At 39.2% G+C, this 14,452-nt stretch carries 13 protein-coding genes; 6 read left to right on the top strand and 7 right to left on the bottom strand.

Annotated features, from left to right (window positions below; genetic code table 11):
- Positions 1-131: 131 nt before the first annotated feature.
- Positions 132-1,109: an NAD(P)-dependent alcohol dehydrogenase gene (locus BJP34_RS22645; RefSeq protein ID WP_070394294.1), complete on the bottom strand. Its 978-nt coding sequence runs from the start codon at positions 1,107-1,109 to the stop codon at positions 132-134.
- 437 nt (positions 1,110-1,546) lie between these two features.
- Between BJP34_RS22645 and BJP34_RS22640 the strand changes: the two genes are divergently transcribed.
- The 4 genes from BJP34_RS22640 to BJP34_RS22625 all read left to right on the top strand — a co-directional run bounded on the left by BJP34_RS22640 (position 1,547) and on the right by BJP34_RS22625 (position 6,541).
- Positions 1,547-2,386 carry a hypothetical protein gene (locus BJP34_RS22640; protein WP_070394293.1) on the top strand — a complete coding sequence of 280 codons (840 nt, stop codon included), beginning with the start codon at positions 1,547-1,549 and terminating at the stop codon, positions 2,384-2,386.
- Positions 2,387-2,442: 56 nt separating this feature from the next.
- Positions 2,443-3,819 carry a hypothetical protein gene (locus BJP34_RS22635; protein ID WP_070394292.1) on the top strand — a complete coding sequence of 459 codons (1,377 nt, stop codon included), beginning with the start codon at positions 2,443-2,445 and terminating at the stop codon, positions 3,817-3,819.
- A 5-nt stretch (positions 3,820-3,824) separates the two neighbouring features.
- Positions 3,825-5,738, top strand: a complete 1,914-nt coding sequence (locus BJP34_RS22630; RefSeq protein ID WP_070394291.1) for a pentapeptide repeat-containing protein — start codon at positions 3,825-3,827, stop codon at positions 5,736-5,738.
- A 374-nt stretch (positions 5,739-6,112) separates the two neighbouring features.
- Positions 6,113-6,541, top strand: a complete 429-nt coding sequence (locus tag BJP34_RS22625) for a hypothetical protein (RefSeq protein ID WP_149031120.1) — start codon at positions 6,113-6,115, stop codon at positions 6,539-6,541.
- A gap of 277 nt (positions 6,542-6,818) precedes the next feature.
- Here BJP34_RS22625 and BJP34_RS40630 read toward each other — a convergent pair whose 3' ends face one another.
- Positions 6,819-7,022: a hypothetical protein gene (locus BJP34_RS40630; RefSeq protein WP_149031119.1), complete on the bottom strand. Its 204-nt coding sequence runs from the start codon at positions 7,020-7,022 to the stop codon at positions 6,819-6,821.
- 13 nt (positions 7,023-7,035) lie between these two features.
- Between BJP34_RS40630 and BJP34_RS22620 the strand changes: the two genes are divergently transcribed.
- Complete coding sequence (locus BJP34_RS22620; RefSeq protein ID WP_070394289.1) at positions 7,036-7,284, top strand: AbrB/MazE/SpoVT family DNA-binding domain-containing protein; 249 nt, start codon at positions 7,036-7,038, stop codon at positions 7,282-7,284.
- A complete protein-coding gene (locus BJP34_RS22615; protein WP_070394288.1) occupies positions 7,281-7,706 on the top strand; it encodes a type II toxin-antitoxin system death-on-curing family toxin in 426 nt (141 codons plus the stop codon). Before BJP34_RS22620 ends, BJP34_RS22615 begins: the two co-directional genes overlap by 4 nt.
- Before the next feature lie 315 nt (positions 7,707-8,021).
- Here BJP34_RS22615 and BJP34_RS22610 read toward each other — a convergent pair whose 3' ends face one another.
- The 5 genes from BJP34_RS22610 to BJP34_RS22595 form a co-directional block, all read right to left on the bottom strand.
- Complete coding sequence (locus tag BJP34_RS22610) at positions 8,022-10,274, bottom strand: NACHT domain-containing protein (protein ID WP_229423970.1); 2,253 nt, start codon at positions 10,272-10,274, stop codon at positions 8,022-8,024.
- A gap of 185 nt (positions 10,275-10,459) precedes the next feature.
- Positions 10,460-10,975 (bottom strand): hypothetical protein, encoded by a 516-nt coding sequence (locus tag BJP34_RS47725; protein WP_229423969.1) that lies wholly within the window; start codon positions 10,973-10,975, stop codon positions 10,460-10,462.
- Between the two features lie 242 nt (positions 10,976-11,217).
- Positions 11,218-12,324 carry an alkene reductase gene (locus BJP34_RS22605; RefSeq protein WP_070394287.1) on the bottom strand — a complete coding sequence of 369 codons (1,107 nt, stop codon included), beginning with the start codon at positions 12,322-12,324 and terminating at the stop codon, positions 11,218-11,220.
- Between the two features lie 41 nt (positions 12,325-12,365).
- Positions 12,366-13,418, bottom strand: coding sequence for an LLM class flavin-dependent oxidoreductase (locus BJP34_RS22600; protein ID WP_070394286.1), 1,053 nt, complete (start codon positions 13,416-13,418; stop codon positions 12,366-12,368).
- Between the two features lie 38 nt (positions 13,419-13,456).
- Positions 13,457-14,368 carry a hypothetical protein gene (locus BJP34_RS22595; RefSeq protein ID WP_070394285.1) on the bottom strand — a complete coding sequence of 304 codons (912 nt, stop codon included), beginning with the start codon at positions 14,366-14,368 and terminating at the stop codon, positions 13,457-13,459.
- Positions 14,369-14,452: the final 84 nt, after the last annotated feature.

Here is a 14,452-nt window from a genome sequence, read left to right as displayed (position 1 = left end):
AATTCGAGAAAATCTCGAACTATTAAATTATTCCATGTCCGATTTATTTTAATGATTAGGCTGACTGCTGACAGCTGAATGCTTACTCCCTACTCCCTACTCCCTACTCCCTACTCCCTACTCCCTACTCCCTACTCTTCCAACGTTATTACAACTTTACCTCTCGCGTGTCCTTGTTCAAGATATCTGATAGCTTCAGGAACGTCACGTAAGCTGTATCGTCTATCGATAACAGGTGCTATTTTGCCGGTTTCAAGAAGCTCCTTTATAAACACCAAATCCTTGTTATTTGGTTCCATAAACAGGGACACAATTTTATTACTTCCGGTCATGAAAATCCATGGTCCTAGGAACATAAGTTGGAAAAGTTGAGCTGTGGAACCTCCGACGAATACATAAATTCCGTTGGGAGTTAATATACCCTTGTAATCCAAAATGGAACGATAAGCGGCAGCATCAAGAATTAGGTCATAATGCTGGCCATTTTTGGTGAAATCTTCTTTAGTGTAATCAATGACATGGTCTGCACCAATGGAGCGCACCATGTCTAAATTCCTGGTGCTACACACCCCAGTCACTTCGGCTCCGAAGGATTTGGCAATCTGGACGGCAAAGGTACCGACACCACCAGAGGCACCATTAATCAAAACCTTTTGCCCTGGCTGAATCTGTCCTTGGTCCCGAAGACCTTGGAGGGCGGTGAGTGCTGCTGCGGGTACTGCGGCCACTTCCTCGAAGGTGATATTGGCCGGTTTCAAGACTAATGCACTTTCCTTGGCACATACATACTCGGCAAAACCCCCGAAACCACCCTCGGATAAGTTCCCGAATACTTGATCACCTGGCTGAAACTGCTCTACGTTTTTGCCAACGGCTTCAACTCGCCCTGCTATGTCTGCTCCCAGCATCTGGTTTTTTGGTTTTACTAGCCCAAAGCCCATGATGCGGATCAAGAAGGGTTTTCCTCTGAGTAAATGCCAGTCACCTGCATTGGCGGATGCGCTATGAATTTTTACTAATACTTCATCCTCCTTAGGGATGGGTTTTTCTATTTCTTTGAGCTGCAGAACATCTGGTGATCCGTATTTTGTGTAGAGAATGGCTTTCATAAGTATTTTGGTTAATTGTTTTATTAGTTATAGCGGTTCTCAATTGGCTATGGTACAAAGTTATGGGTTTTAGGGAGCAGGGAGTAGGGAGTAGGGAGCACAGAGCAGGTAAGACAGAAGTCGGATTGCTACTGTATCGCGTATAATAACATTGACCTCAAACCTTATATAATATTTTGAAGGCTCATATCGTCCCCTCAGGGGGCTCTCATATCAATATTAGCTATGTCAAGTACCCTCTTGAATTCTTATGAGACAAATACGACACTTTACGAAGTATCACATAGGAAATTGTCCTGGTTTTTAAGAGGTTATAGGGTAATTAGAGAGAAAATTCCGTGCAAAAAGACTTTGGTAAATCCGTAATACTGCGGTAGTGCTTCTGGATTTAGTTGAAATCATTGTCTTTATTAATCAGTTAAGTAAGACACTTTTATATGAAAATCAGCCATCGCTATCAGTATCCATTTTTGATGATTCTATTCATCGTTGGTATTTTTTCATGGCCGACGCTGTCAGAAATGGTAAAGGAAAAAAACTTTTGCGAGGTTCCGAGCGACAAACCTTTTCGTATCAGTGTACAGCCCAATAGTTCTATCTATGGCAAAATATTTGGAGATCAGAACTGTTCACCCCACAGGCTAATCTTAAGGTTGCCTGCAAATGCCATAATACAAAGCCAAGGCAAAAACAGCTTTAAAAATCAGCGACATACTCCCAAAATTTCAACAATACTTACTTTTTCTCGTCAACCTGAAACTTTTTACATAAGGCGTATAGATCAGCTTAAAGATGGTCTATATTTCAGTGCTAAAGATAGTTGTTCTGCTGCTAAATGGTCTAGTGATCAAGAGCAAGGAATTATTCATGTAAGCATAGAAAGGAATTTGCTAATTAATGATCCAGATATTGAAGGTATTATTTTTATAGTGTCTCTTCCCGCCGAAATGAGAGAAACTAAACCGAAGATTGTCATTGATAGGTATACCTGGGATAGAGCGGGAGATAAAGATATTTTTCGACTTAGAGAATATCCGAATTTTGCGTTAGCATTGAAAGAAAATGATAAACTAAAAAATAATGAAAGTTATGATTTTTCTAGCGGTGAAAAAGTTAAAAAAAATCTTTCAAATGAACTATTTAGTTTGGTATATAAAGGGGGTGTATATATAGAAAAAGATGTCGCTAAGCTTTCAGAAGTTAAAGATCAAATAGTTAAGTATGACCGCGATCAACTTCCTTATAGTTGTGCTGTACCCAAGGATTGGAACTCATAATAAAAACCAAACCGTAAAAAAATATAAAGATTTGATTGTTAATTTGATGCATCATCATGAATGATAGTAGCCCAGAAACCCAAGATTTTTTTGATCAAAAAATAGTAAACAAGCCGGAGTATCGCGAACAACTTGAAGATAGATATCGCAATCAAGAACAAAAAAGCTTTTTTTGGATTTGTTTATTGGCAGGAATTTTACTAATTTCTAGTATAGCTCAGTTTGCCATACTAGGCTATGCTTTAGAAATTCTATTTGAACTAGACAGCTATAAACAAGTACTTAATATTCCTATTAAAACTTTAATTAGCTTGCTGGTAACAGCATTTTTGCCTATTGCTTCAATAATAGATGCGTCTAACATCCTACCAGAAAGATTAAAAATTTCTTTTTTCGGTATTATAGAAATACCTTGGATATGGGTTTTATTTTTAGCAGATATCTATCTGACATCTATAGCTATTTTCTATGTTAGTGAACCAGTTTATAATAATAGCTTTATAACCTTTACAGCTTTTGTTATAGCAGCAGTATTTTCTACTTCTTGTTTGTTTGTAAGTAGAGCAATAGTTAGAAATTTTTCTAAATGGCAAAAAGCAATAATTGATATAAAAACAGTTAATTTATATGGTATCGATCCTAAACCTTTGTATAAAGATGCAGAGCAAATCAAGCTAAGTGAAGAAAAGGAAGCGGCAAAGCAAGAAGCTGAAGAAGCTAGACAAAAACTTAATAAAGAAAAAGCTAGATACGAGGAGCAACTGAAATCTCAAAAAGCAGAACATACTCAAAAAGTTCAAAAACTTGAGGGTAGACTTGAATCTTATAAAGAATACTCAGATTCTGTGAGTAAGTTAAAGACAAAATTTAATCGAGTAAAAAAAACGATTGTAGATTTGGCTAATCAAAGTAAAAGTTTTTTAAGCAGTTTTGAAAAAATATCTACTCTAGATGAGTCGGTTAAAGAACTTAGCTTTCCTTCACCTCCTAAAGTAGATATCAGTTCAGATCCCCAGGATAACGTCATCGAAAAACCTACATATTATTGGGTTTGGGAAAACTCTGACAAATCAGAACTACCATCAAAATTATCTCCTGTCGGGCATGTTATTTTACAAGCCATACAAGAACAAAAGTTGCCACGACCTCGTGTGAGGGAATACTCACCAATAGAGGGTTTAGCAAAATGCTTAGTGCTAGATTTTGATGATTATGGTGTTGTTGTCTATTGCCGAGATGAAGAATTAAAAGAAGAAGGGTCACAATGGACTACTGAAGATGATATTAATTTTAAGTCCAAGCTAAATGACCAGCAAAGTAGCATGGGAATATATACTTTGGTATTCAGTTCCCAGGAAATAATGAGTCATGCGTCAAAAATATCAGAACAAATAAAAAATGCTATTGATAGCAGAATTGATAATGGGTTTTAATAGCTATGAAAATCAGTTTATCTATTAAAGATATGGGAAAAAAGGTTCCTGATCCAGAACCATTTGAGAAGTCATACTTGTATGAAGGTCACCTTGGCAGTGTAATAGTTTATGGCAACATAAACCAACCGGAAATAAAGCTAGTGTCTCCTGGAGAATCATCATTACCTTTGGATTCAAAATACTGGTTTTTTATCAGTATTTATTGGTCAAGGATAAATGGATTCAAATTCACTCAGTACACCGATCCAGAAATTACTACTTCTCTTAGTTCTACTACAGGCAAACAAATTACTAATTCTCTTATCTCTACTACAGGCAAAATAAAAGGTGGAGATATAATAAAAATCAATAAAAATTTAGTAAATATAACATTTAAAGTCGAGGTAAATCAAGAAGACTTAGGTAATATAGACTCAAAAGTATTTCTTGAAAAGTGTAGTCAATTTGGAATCAGAGTAGTAGATACTAAGTTTTTAAATTTAAATGTACCCTATGGACTTGCCTGTCCTGATTGTCAATTAGTTAATGTTGAATTTTACGAGGCTCGGATTGAAGGTGCAAACTTTTGTAACTCTTATTTAAGTAATGTTAAATTTGTCAACTCTGTTCTCAATAATTCAAGGTTTAGTAACGTCACATTTTCTCAAATTGTTGAATTTGATAATGTTAAGCTTATTAATTCAGTTTTTGATAATTGTCGTGTTAATTATTACAGTAAAATTAGAATAGAGAATGACGGACATCTATTGTTCAAGAATGATTGTGATTTAACTGGTTGTAGTTTCGTAAATGCATCGTTTAACAGTAAATTTGAAAAGGCAAACTTATCAAGAGCTAACTTCTCAGATGCCACATTAGTAGCTTGTAATTTTTATGAATGCACATTGATAAGTACAATATTTACTAGAGCTAAGTTTAACTCATTTACAACCAAAAAAGAACCCAGGGATTCAGAGTTAATAAATTGCGGTATTAGTAATAAAAAAAATAGTAATGAAAAAATAGTAAATGGTGAGCATGAAAAACAAAAACCAACAATTAACGATTGCAAATTTGACAATGCCTCGATGAAGCGTGTTGATTTAAGCAATAACATTATTAAGGACACTAATTTTGAAGCTACTGACTTATATAGAGCAAATCTCTACAATTGTCAGTTCATTAACACTAGTTTTAAAAGGGCAACGTCTGAAGCAGCTTCTCTAAGAGAAGTTTACCTTTCAAATAGTAGATTTACCCAAAAATGTAATCTTACAGAAGTAATTTTTTCTCAAGCCAAAATGATAGGTGTTACGTTCAATGATTGTCAGTTAATTCGAGCTAGTTTTCACTCGGTTAACTTGAGGGGTAGTGAGTTTATAAGCAGCGACTTAACAGGCGCAGACTTTAGATATGCTGATTTAACTCTACTAACTCTAGATAAGTGTCATCTTAATAGTGCTAACTTTTTTCAAACTAAACGGGGTGGAATCAAGTTAAAGCAACCTACAAATAATAATGGAGATGTAATTAATAGCCAGAGTCAGGAGAAAGGACTTTTGGATAGCAATTGCACCTTTGATTGCATTGAGTGGAGTCCAAATATTGATGGAGAAATACAGATTAATAGAAAATCTTTTTTAGAAATAATTTATGGACATACTTCTCCAGTTGCTGTTATATCTAATCTTTCTAAGGAAGGTGCTCAATTTATCGTAAATACCTATGCAACGGCAGAATCTAGTGGTAAGAAGGTGGAAAATAATTCCTCTATGAATATTTCAGGTGAAGTGAATGACAGTTCAATTGTTACAGGTAAGATCGAAGATAATTCAAGGGAAGAATCTGAACAAGAGGAAGATAACAATGAAGAGATTGATCAAGCCTCTACTGATAATTTATCGCCTGATGAGTCGTCAGATGAAAATAATACCTAAGTTTAGTATTAAACCCGCATAAGCCTCACATCTCAGCTGATATGGGAGCGCTCGTTAAATGCGGGACAGGAATTATCTCTCACTTCGTGGAACTACTGGCTAGTCTACTGTAGACTACAATAGTAACAGTTACTGGACTAGATAGCTGAAAAAGCAGCGAGCAGTAACAATACTCAATTTAAAGCGAGTGGGGCTGGAGGTGTTCCTCACTAGAAAACTTGCCCTGAGGGAATATAAGTACCTTGTTCGCTTAGGGTCTAAGAAGGAGAAGGAAGTTCTAGCAGCCAAAAGAGGTGCTAGAAGCCTATACTTACCCCATCGGGAAGTGTAGGAGATTCACTGTCTGTTAAGTTTTGATTACAGGAGTTAAAAACATGACTAAGAAAAATAATACGTCAATGATTGTTCGTGGTAAGGTTAACAGAGCTCGAATTAAGACTGGAGATATTAGCACTACTAAGGATTCAGTTTATCAAGAAAATCAGACAGATATGGATATAATAGAGGAGGTCAATGATGCTAATTTAAAAACTGGAACAATTGATATCAGACCAGATGATATGGCTGATATGAAAGCTGAAATTCAGCAATTACTAAACAAGATTGCTGACAATCCCATAACTGCTAAAGAATCTGTTGCTGTTGAAATTATCAAGGTACAAATTAATGATAATCCTACTCTTAAGCAGCGACTAATATGTGCTTTGAAAGCAGGAGGAATTGAGGGATTAAAAGCATTATTTAATCATCCCGCGTTCTCTATTCCTGTTGAGACAGTTAAGGGATTCCTGGATCCAGAATAGTATCCTCAACAGGTGGTGTATCGAAAAGGCGGTTTAGGCACGTGATCGCCCCTCCTCCTAAAACCCCAACTTCTGCACCGCCCTCGGTTTCACTACCCAATCCCACTTACTGCCTTCTTTTTCTATTCTGGACTAATCTCTAAATACCGTTACAAAGTCCCCAAATCATTAGTGATTGGGGATTATAGCTTTTTTAAGGGAGTGTGGGATCTGGGCGCGTGGGGAGAAAGAATAGGGAATATTATATAGCGGTTTTTATAGTAATGATATATAGCAATTATACGACTTGTGAGGTACACAATTTCTGGTTTTTAGGGAGCAGGGAGCAGGGAGCAGGGAGCAGGGAGCAGGTAAGAGGTAAGATGGAATAGTGATGCCCTGCATTAAGACAGGGAATCAACGTCAAATAAGACTGTACCTCATGAGTCCTAGAAACGCTATATATATAATAATATAATATAGGATTTTTACCGACTCCCAACTCCCTTTAAAATATGTACAAGCTCACAATTAATAAGATTGGTGATTCCCTAGGCATAACCTTACCTAAAGAGATCCTACAACAGCTGAATGTTGGTGTTCGCGTAGCGTGGCCGAACGGCCAAGGCGATACTGTATTTATCACAGAAACCGCTGATGGTGTTGAAATCACCACGAAGGACCCTGAGTTTGAAAAGGTAATGGCAGCTTATCAGAAAGTCAGCAAAAAATATGAAAATGCGTTGAGGGAGCTGGCTAAGTGAGGGAACCGCTGTGGATATCGGAAGCTATAGCCACAGCTATTCATGCTGATCAAATTGCACAACATGGGGGAAGTCCAGGAATTCGGGACGAAAATCTGCTATCGGCTAGTTTAGCCAGACCTAGACATCTATTTGCATATGGTCAACCAACCTTATTTGATTTAGCAGCAGCCTATGGATATGGTTTTGCAAAAAACCATCCCTTTATAGATGGCAATAAAAGGGTCGCTTTCGCAGTGATGGCAACTTTCCTTGAAGTAAATGGATATTCTCTAGATGTCCCAGAAATGGATGTTGTGGTAATGATGGAAAGGTTAGCAACAAACCAAGAAAGCCAAAATGCGATTGACGGAACGTCACGCTACGCGAACGCTAAGTGGTTAGAAGCAAATATCGGTACTTCATTTGATGATCCATACTAATCAAATACCTATGCTAAACTGAATTTAATGTAACCTAAAATGACGCTCCCAAAGTTTTTGACGTTGGGAGTCTTTTACTGTCTGTTAACCATAACTATTACTTTCTGTTAACCATAACTGTGATATATATAGGTTTTCCATTTGAGATGTAAACGGAGAAGGTCTTTTTTTAGTTTACCACAAAACTCTGGAGCTCTTGCCCCTATTGCCTTCCCCTCCTGGGAGGGGTTAGGGGTGGGTTCCTCTTGTCTCTTGCCTTTCTCGACCATCGATTAATTTACAACTCGTTTGGAAACCCTCTATACTTGATTACTATCAAAAGCTCGATAATTTGGCTAATTCCTTCTGAGCAAACTCCCGCAGTTGAGGATCGGAGTCATGGTCTGCTCTATCCTGCAATAAGGATCGGATTTGGGAATGGTTAGGATAATGTTCCAGGATGGCCTTAAGGGCTGCTTGTCGAGGATTGTCATACCAGCTTTCCTTACGCTCAAAGGGGTCATTGAGAGTGCGATCCCATAAAAATTCCCATAACCAAGGCTGATTGGCCGTAGGCCACGCTACGCGATCTTGCCAACCTTGAGCTAACTGTTCAATTGCTGTAGCTCGCACCCTCCAATGTTTATCAGAGCGAGCCGATTGTTGAAGTAGGGCTAAGGTATCTCGGTGGTCTTGGTAACCTTGAGCTAACTGTACAATTGCTGTACGTCGCACACCCGAATGTTTATCAGAGCGAGCCGATTGTTGAAGTAGGGCTAAGGTATCTCGGTGGTTTTTGTAACCTTGAGCTAACTGTTCAATTGCTGTACGTCGCACCGACCAATCTTTATCAAAGCGAGCCGATTGTTGAAGTATGGCTAATGTATCTCGGTGGTCTTGGTAACCTTGACCTAACTGTACAATTGCTTCACGTCGCACCCTCCAATTTTTATCAGAGCGAGCCGATTGTTGAAGTATGGCTAATGTATCTGGATGGTCTTGCCAATGGGTGGCTACTGCTACAAAAGCTTTAGTGCGAATATAACGGACTAAGTCTGCCTCATCTCCATATGGTTCATAATCATAATTTAGATCATAATTAGTTAAGTCTTTGAAGCGATTCAGTAATTCAGTATCCGTTGATTTTATCTCATAGCGATTCCTAACCTCAGACAAACAATCCCCTGCAAAAAATAGATTACTAAACTCATACCTTCTTCCATCTTGTGCCATCAAATACTCAATAATCTCTCCAGCTTTCTTGGAATCAATCATGCCCACAATCAACCTCAGCACTTCATGCCAAGATTCATCCTGCCAGTGCTGACAAAATACCTGGGTTTGTAACTGTTCTAGGGAAATCTCCTGGGTTTTCTCAAATTTCCTGACAAATTCCCAAGCACAGAAATATTCCAAAAATGTCCGATGCACAAAGGCGTAATAATCTGCTCCCATGAAACACAAGATAAAATTGCGGGTGCGCAACTGATTAATCATTACCTTAGCCACCGCTCTGGGATTAGTAAACTCTCGTGATTTCAGCTCATCGAAGATAATCCGTTCTAAATCTTCTGCACTAATCAGATTTCCTGCTAATCCTGCTTGATTACCCTGCATGAAATCTGCCACTTTTCCCAGCATCTGTTGCTTATCTTGATAATCAATAGTCTTTGGGTCAAGACGATTATCTTCTAGTAATGCTCGTTCCACATCCCATTGATGGAGCAGTAATCGAGAGGATTGGTTATAGAGTTCAGAGCGGTCACGAGGCAATTCTTGATTGCGATTCAGGATTGCCATCATGGTTAGTAATAGGGGATTTTGCCCCAGTTGTCGAATGGGGGAGGATGTCTTAATTGCGTTTTGTAAGCGCTCCCGTTTCCTAACTTTATCGGCTTGATCAGTAAAGGTTAATTCATGCCACTGCTCGATAAAGGTTTGAATTTGTTTTGAGTCCAAGTCTTGGAGCATAACATGACGAAATTCAGCATCCCGTAGCCGTTGGGGTTTATAACCAATTACCCGAGATGTCACAATTACTCTTACTTTAGGATAGGTATTGGTAAAGCGATGAATATCCGTAATTACATCCTCTCGTTTCCCTAGCTCAAACACTTCATCCAACCCGTCAAACATCACTAAGGCTTTACCAGCTTTTAACTGCTCATCAAGGTGATGTTGATTGAGATGACATATCGCTCCACTGCTTTGATGACAGAATTCCAAGAAGTTATTACACTGTCCACTATCGCGATTCCGGATATAAGTGCGTAATTCAATCAGTAAGGGAATTGGTTGAGAACTGTCAGTAGTTAGATCTATTCTTGCCCACTCCAATGCTAAATACTGCAACAAAGTAGATTTACCAGAGCCTGGGTCTCCTAAAACTACCAAATACCGATAGCCTTGAGAGTCCTTAATCACATCCAATACGGATTTTATCGGCTGTTGATAATAACGCTCTTTAGCTCGTTTCAACTCCTGTTGGTCAATTTCCTGTTCTAGTTGACCACTTTCTAGCAGTTTTTGATAATAATCTTTAGGCAGTTCATGAATCGCCTCTGGCATCAGGTCATGAACCTCTCGCACATTTTGGGGGATAAATATCGTCCAGAGTTTTAGTTGATTATAGGCAGAGCCATCGGTATCTAAACTATCTAATTTAACATTACCATAGCGTTCTAGGATTGCTTCTTGATATTCCCTTAAGTCAAAGCCTGGGATAATGCCTGCTGTAGCTTTAGTGTTTTCTGCGATTAGCCCGAAGGGCTACGCTACGCGATCGCATCTAACGTTTGGGAATCCCAGATAGGCCGTAACTTATCCGATTGCTTGATGATAGTTTGTACTTGCTTGAGATAGTGTTTACCAATATACTTCCACCGAAATTCTTCCGGTAATGGTAATAACTTTAGCTCAACCCAAGTCTTGGCTAATGTATCGGTATCTATTTGTTTACAGCCATACTTAAACCCACTTCCCAGGATAGATTTAACGGATTGGTTCTTAATATACTCCTTGAGTGGTTTAGTATACTGTTTTATTTCTTGCTTAGATAGGTCAGCAACTTTTAATTCCTTTTCCACTAAAGCCACAAAAGCTTTTAAGGCTTTAACCAAGAGTTTTTTCTGGATATCTTGATCCGATAGTCCGGTATAATCTTTGATAGATTCTTTGAAAAAATCTTTAGTGTAGTCTTCTAGAGCGTCTTTTGCCAAAGGACCGATCACTTCTTTGGCGAGATAGCCACCGGCATGAAAAATTCCCCAAACTGCTAACCCTTCCAGCATGTTATTGGTAGTTTTTTTTTGGTTTATCTATTATTATAGAACAAGTCTCATAGCTATGAAGTACACAATTTCTGTTAGGGATCAGGGAACAGGGAACAGGGAACAGGGAACAGGGAGCAGGCAAGAGGCAAGAGTTGAACCTGCCCCGTAATGAACCACTGTTCGGTCAAAAAATTGTAAACCCTAAAGGCATTTAGGGTTAAGATGTCAGGCTAGATCACACTTAGTTAGTAACAGCCTCGCTAGTTTTCCGTCTTATAAGTAGGAAAGTCAGTATAACCTTCTTTACCTGGAGAATACCAAAGTTTCACATCTGGAATAGGATTAAGAGGCCAATTATTAGCGAAGCGATCAACCAAATCTGGATTACTCAGAATCGGTCTTCCGAAAGCAACTAAATCTGCCAAACCTTCTTGAATTGCCGCTTCGGCTGTTTCTTGAGTATAGCCGCAATTACCAATAATTGGACCATCAAAAACGTTTCTAAACTCAGCCAAAGTCATGGGTTCTCCTAATTCATGAAATCCAAACGCCAATCCATCTAATATATGGATATAAGCTAACCCATAACTGTTTAACTCTTTAGCTACATAAAGAAATGTTTCACGATAATCCACAGACCCCATATCATTAAATACACCATTAGGAGACAAACGAACCCCCACTCGATTGACTGGAAAAACAGTTATTACAGCTTCGATTACTTCTTTGAGTAAACGATATCTATTCTCAATACTACCACCATAGTTATCTGTTCTTTGGTTGGTTTTAGATTGCAGGAAAGAGTCCAGTAAATAACCATTAGCTGAATGAACTTCTACCCCATCAAAACCTGCCTGTTTGGCATTTTCAGCCGCTTTTTTATAGTCTTCTACTATTTGGGGTATTTCTTCAGTTTCCAGGGCTCGTGGGGTTTCGTGAGGCTGTTTTCCCTGAGGGGTATGAACATATTCTTCGTTAATTTTAATGGCTGAAGGAGCAACAGCTAGCTTACCATCATGGAAACTACTATGAGAAGCCCGACCACAGTGCCAAAGCTGCAAAAATAATGGCGTATTTTTAGAGTGTACACCACTAACAACTTTTTTCCACCCTTCAGTTTGTTCCAGAGTATAAATACCAGGAGCATTTACCCAACCGTTAGCTTGAGGGGAAATAAATGTACCTTCAGTGATAATTAGACCTACTCCAGTTCTTTGAGTATAATATTCCACCATTAAATCATTGGGAATACCCAGATTAACTGCTCTACCTCTAGTTAAAGGAGGCATTACTACTCGGTTTTTTAAAGATAAATCACCTAATTCAAAAGGGCTTAGTAGTTTGGACAAAGAGAGTGGATCCGTCATTATTTATTGTACCCCTGAAGTGAAATTGAATCAAATCTATTTTAACAAAAACAAGGCATCACTTCCTTAGCAAAAAGCCTCATCGAAGCGGCAGCATTTTCTACGGAAATGGTGTTAAAGTTAACCTGCATAGAAGCCAAGTCAAAGCCCCCAACTTGTTCATAGTAGCTACGGATAGTATATTGCAATTGTTCAGGTGTACCAATCCAAGCAGCTCCCTTCTCTACCTGAGATTCAAAGGTTTCCTGCTTTAGTCCAGCAATGATTTTGTCGTAGCTATGATAGTCCGCCGAATGGGTATCCATTAACCAATCAGAAGCCGCTTCTACCAAAGATTTCAAATAGTCGTTCAAGGGTTGACGAGCAATTGCGATCGCTTTCTCAGCCGTTGGGGCACAGAACATGTGAAAAGCCAACATTAGCCGACCCTGGCCTGGATGACCAGCGGACTTCCAGGCATCTCGATATAGCTTAATTAACTCAGCCATTTTCCCACCTGCCAAAGGAATTGCCATGATTCCATAACCCTTGTTACCAGCAGCCACAAAGGATGCGGGGGTAGCCAGAGCAGCTACCCAGAAAGGAGGACGGGGAGTTTGAGTAGGACGGGGCAAAGACGTAACGCTCTCAAAGCGATGAAACTGACCCTCCATGGTCACATTTTCTTGTTCGAGCAGGCAACGTACCTGTTCCATCCCTTCTTCAAAGCGGCTGCGGCTCTCGTTCAAATCAATCCCAAATCGGGCAAATTCATGGGGAAGAAATCCACGAGCAAAGCCAACTTCCAGACGTCCGTTGGAAATGGCATCGAGCATACCAATTTCGCCAGCTAATTTGAGTGGATTGTTAAAGACAGGCAAAACCGCTCCAGTGATCAGGCGAGCGTTTTGAGTTCGCTGGGATGCAGCAGTCAGAAAAACGATGGGATTAGGGCTGTATCCGCCATATCTATGGAAGTAGTGTTCTACAATCCTAATACTAGTATAACCGAGTTGATCACACAGACTGACCAGATCAAGAGCTTCGTTAAAATACTGGACTCCTGACTTCTGTTGAGGGCTAACATCGGGAAAAAACTGTACACCAAATTCCATTATTTTTAGGGTAGGGTTAAAAACTAAAAATGCGATCGCTACTTTTCAGTGATGGTGGCTTCAATTTCAATGTCCAGATCTGCCCGACAAATATTTGAATGCAAATAGATCAGCCGATCAGAAACCGCGAAATTGTTCTTAACCATCTGTTGAACCACTGGCAAATCAGAAGGATCGCGGAGGTAAATGATGAAGGCGCGATCGCTTTGCATTGGATCTGGGAGTCCACGGTTAAAGCCCATACCTTCAAACACCAGCCCCATGTTATCAAGGGTGATATCAAACTGTTTGCCAATATCCCCTTTGCCCACAGACTGATGGCCTTTGATGCTAGCTGTTCCTGACAGGTAGCCAATCCGCTTACCATTGGGTTTAATCACAGTTCCTCTAGCAAAGCTAGGTGAACGTGGCCCATATTGAGACGGGTAGTAGTAGGCTGAAACTTGTTCGGAATTTTCCACATTCCTGATGTTTTCCTTCACCGCAATGAAATAGATTCCATAGGTGTCATCAGCAATTCCCACGCCAGTTCCTGCTGGTAATTTTACCCGAAAGTCTGCCCCATAAAAATTTTCAAACGCTAGGGATCTACCCTGACAAAACGATTTATAGTTCTCCAGACCTCCCGTCTTATCGTTAATGTAGGGAATATAGTTCCAAATTCTACATAAATTCCAGCCTTGGGTCACTTCCAGCAAACTCAGGTAGACCTTATATATATCCTCGGCTAGGGGATAGGTTATTGGTTGTGCCAAAGCACCTATCAACTGTGAGTCGGTTTCCAGCAAATGAAACCCTTGCTGGCTGTAAACTTTTCCGAATTGGCTAGGATAATAAATTGTTGATTGTCCTGCGAGGATGGGAATCTTGAGGTACAAATCAATTTTATCTCTGCTCAAACTACAGAATGTTTTCTCTTGTCCAAACCAAATATTCAATGTATTTTCCATAGATCATGTCTGGCACAGGATTGGTAAAGATAATTAGGACTACCCAGCCAACCGATTTATTAACCTTATTAACCTTATTAACCG

Origin of the sequence: Moorena producens PAL-8-15-08-1 (assembly GCF_001767235.1) — a bacterium.
In the GTDB taxonomy this organism is placed as follows: domain Bacteria; phylum Cyanobacteriota; class Cyanobacteriia; order Cyanobacteriales; family Coleofasciculaceae; genus Moorena; species Moorena producens_A.
Note: the sequence above shows the minus strand (reverse complement) of the source record. Positions and strands in the feature narration are given on the sequence as shown.

What these genes read in the sequence shown, in the direction of transcription:
- BJP34_RS22645 (WP_070394294.1), bottom strand. Translation starts at nt 1,109, where the DNA reads ATGAAAGCCATTCTCTACACAAAATACGGATCACCAGATGTTCTGCAG.
- BJP34_RS22640 (WP_070394293.1), top strand. Translation starts at nt 1,547, where the DNA reads ATGAAAATCAGCCATCGCTATCAGTATCCATTTTTGATGATTCTATTC.
- BJP34_RS22635 (WP_070394292.1), top strand. Translation starts at nt 2,443, where the DNA reads ATGAATGATAGTAGCCCAGAAACCCAAGATTTTTTTGATCAAAAAATA.
- BJP34_RS22630 (WP_070394291.1), top strand. Translation starts at nt 3,825, where the DNA reads ATGAAAATCAGTTTATCTATTAAAGATATGGGAAAAAAGGTTCCTGAT.
- BJP34_RS22625 (WP_149031120.1), top strand. Translation starts at nt 6,113, where the DNA reads ATGACTAAGAAAAATAATACGTCAATGATTGTTCGTGGTAAGGTTAAC.
- BJP34_RS22620 (WP_070394289.1), top strand. Translation starts at nt 7,036, where the DNA reads ATGTACAAGCTCACAATTAATAAGATTGGTGATTCCCTAGGCATAACC.
- BJP34_RS47725 (WP_229423969.1), bottom strand. Translation starts at nt 10,975, where the DNA reads ATGCTGGAAGGGTTAGCAGTTTGGGGAATTTTTCATGCCGGTGGCTAT.
- BJP34_RS22605 (WP_070394287.1), bottom strand. Translation starts at nt 12,324, where the DNA reads ATGACGGATCCACTCTCTTTGTCCAAACTACTAAGCCCTTTTGAATTA.
- BJP34_RS22600 (WP_070394286.1), bottom strand. Translation starts at nt 13,418, where the DNA reads ATGGAATTTGGTGTACAGTTTTTTCCCGATGTTAGCCCTCAACAGAAG.
- BJP34_RS22595 (WP_070394285.1), bottom strand. Translation starts at nt 14,368, where the DNA reads ATGGAAAATACATTGAATATTTGGTTTGGACAAGAGAAAACATTCTGT.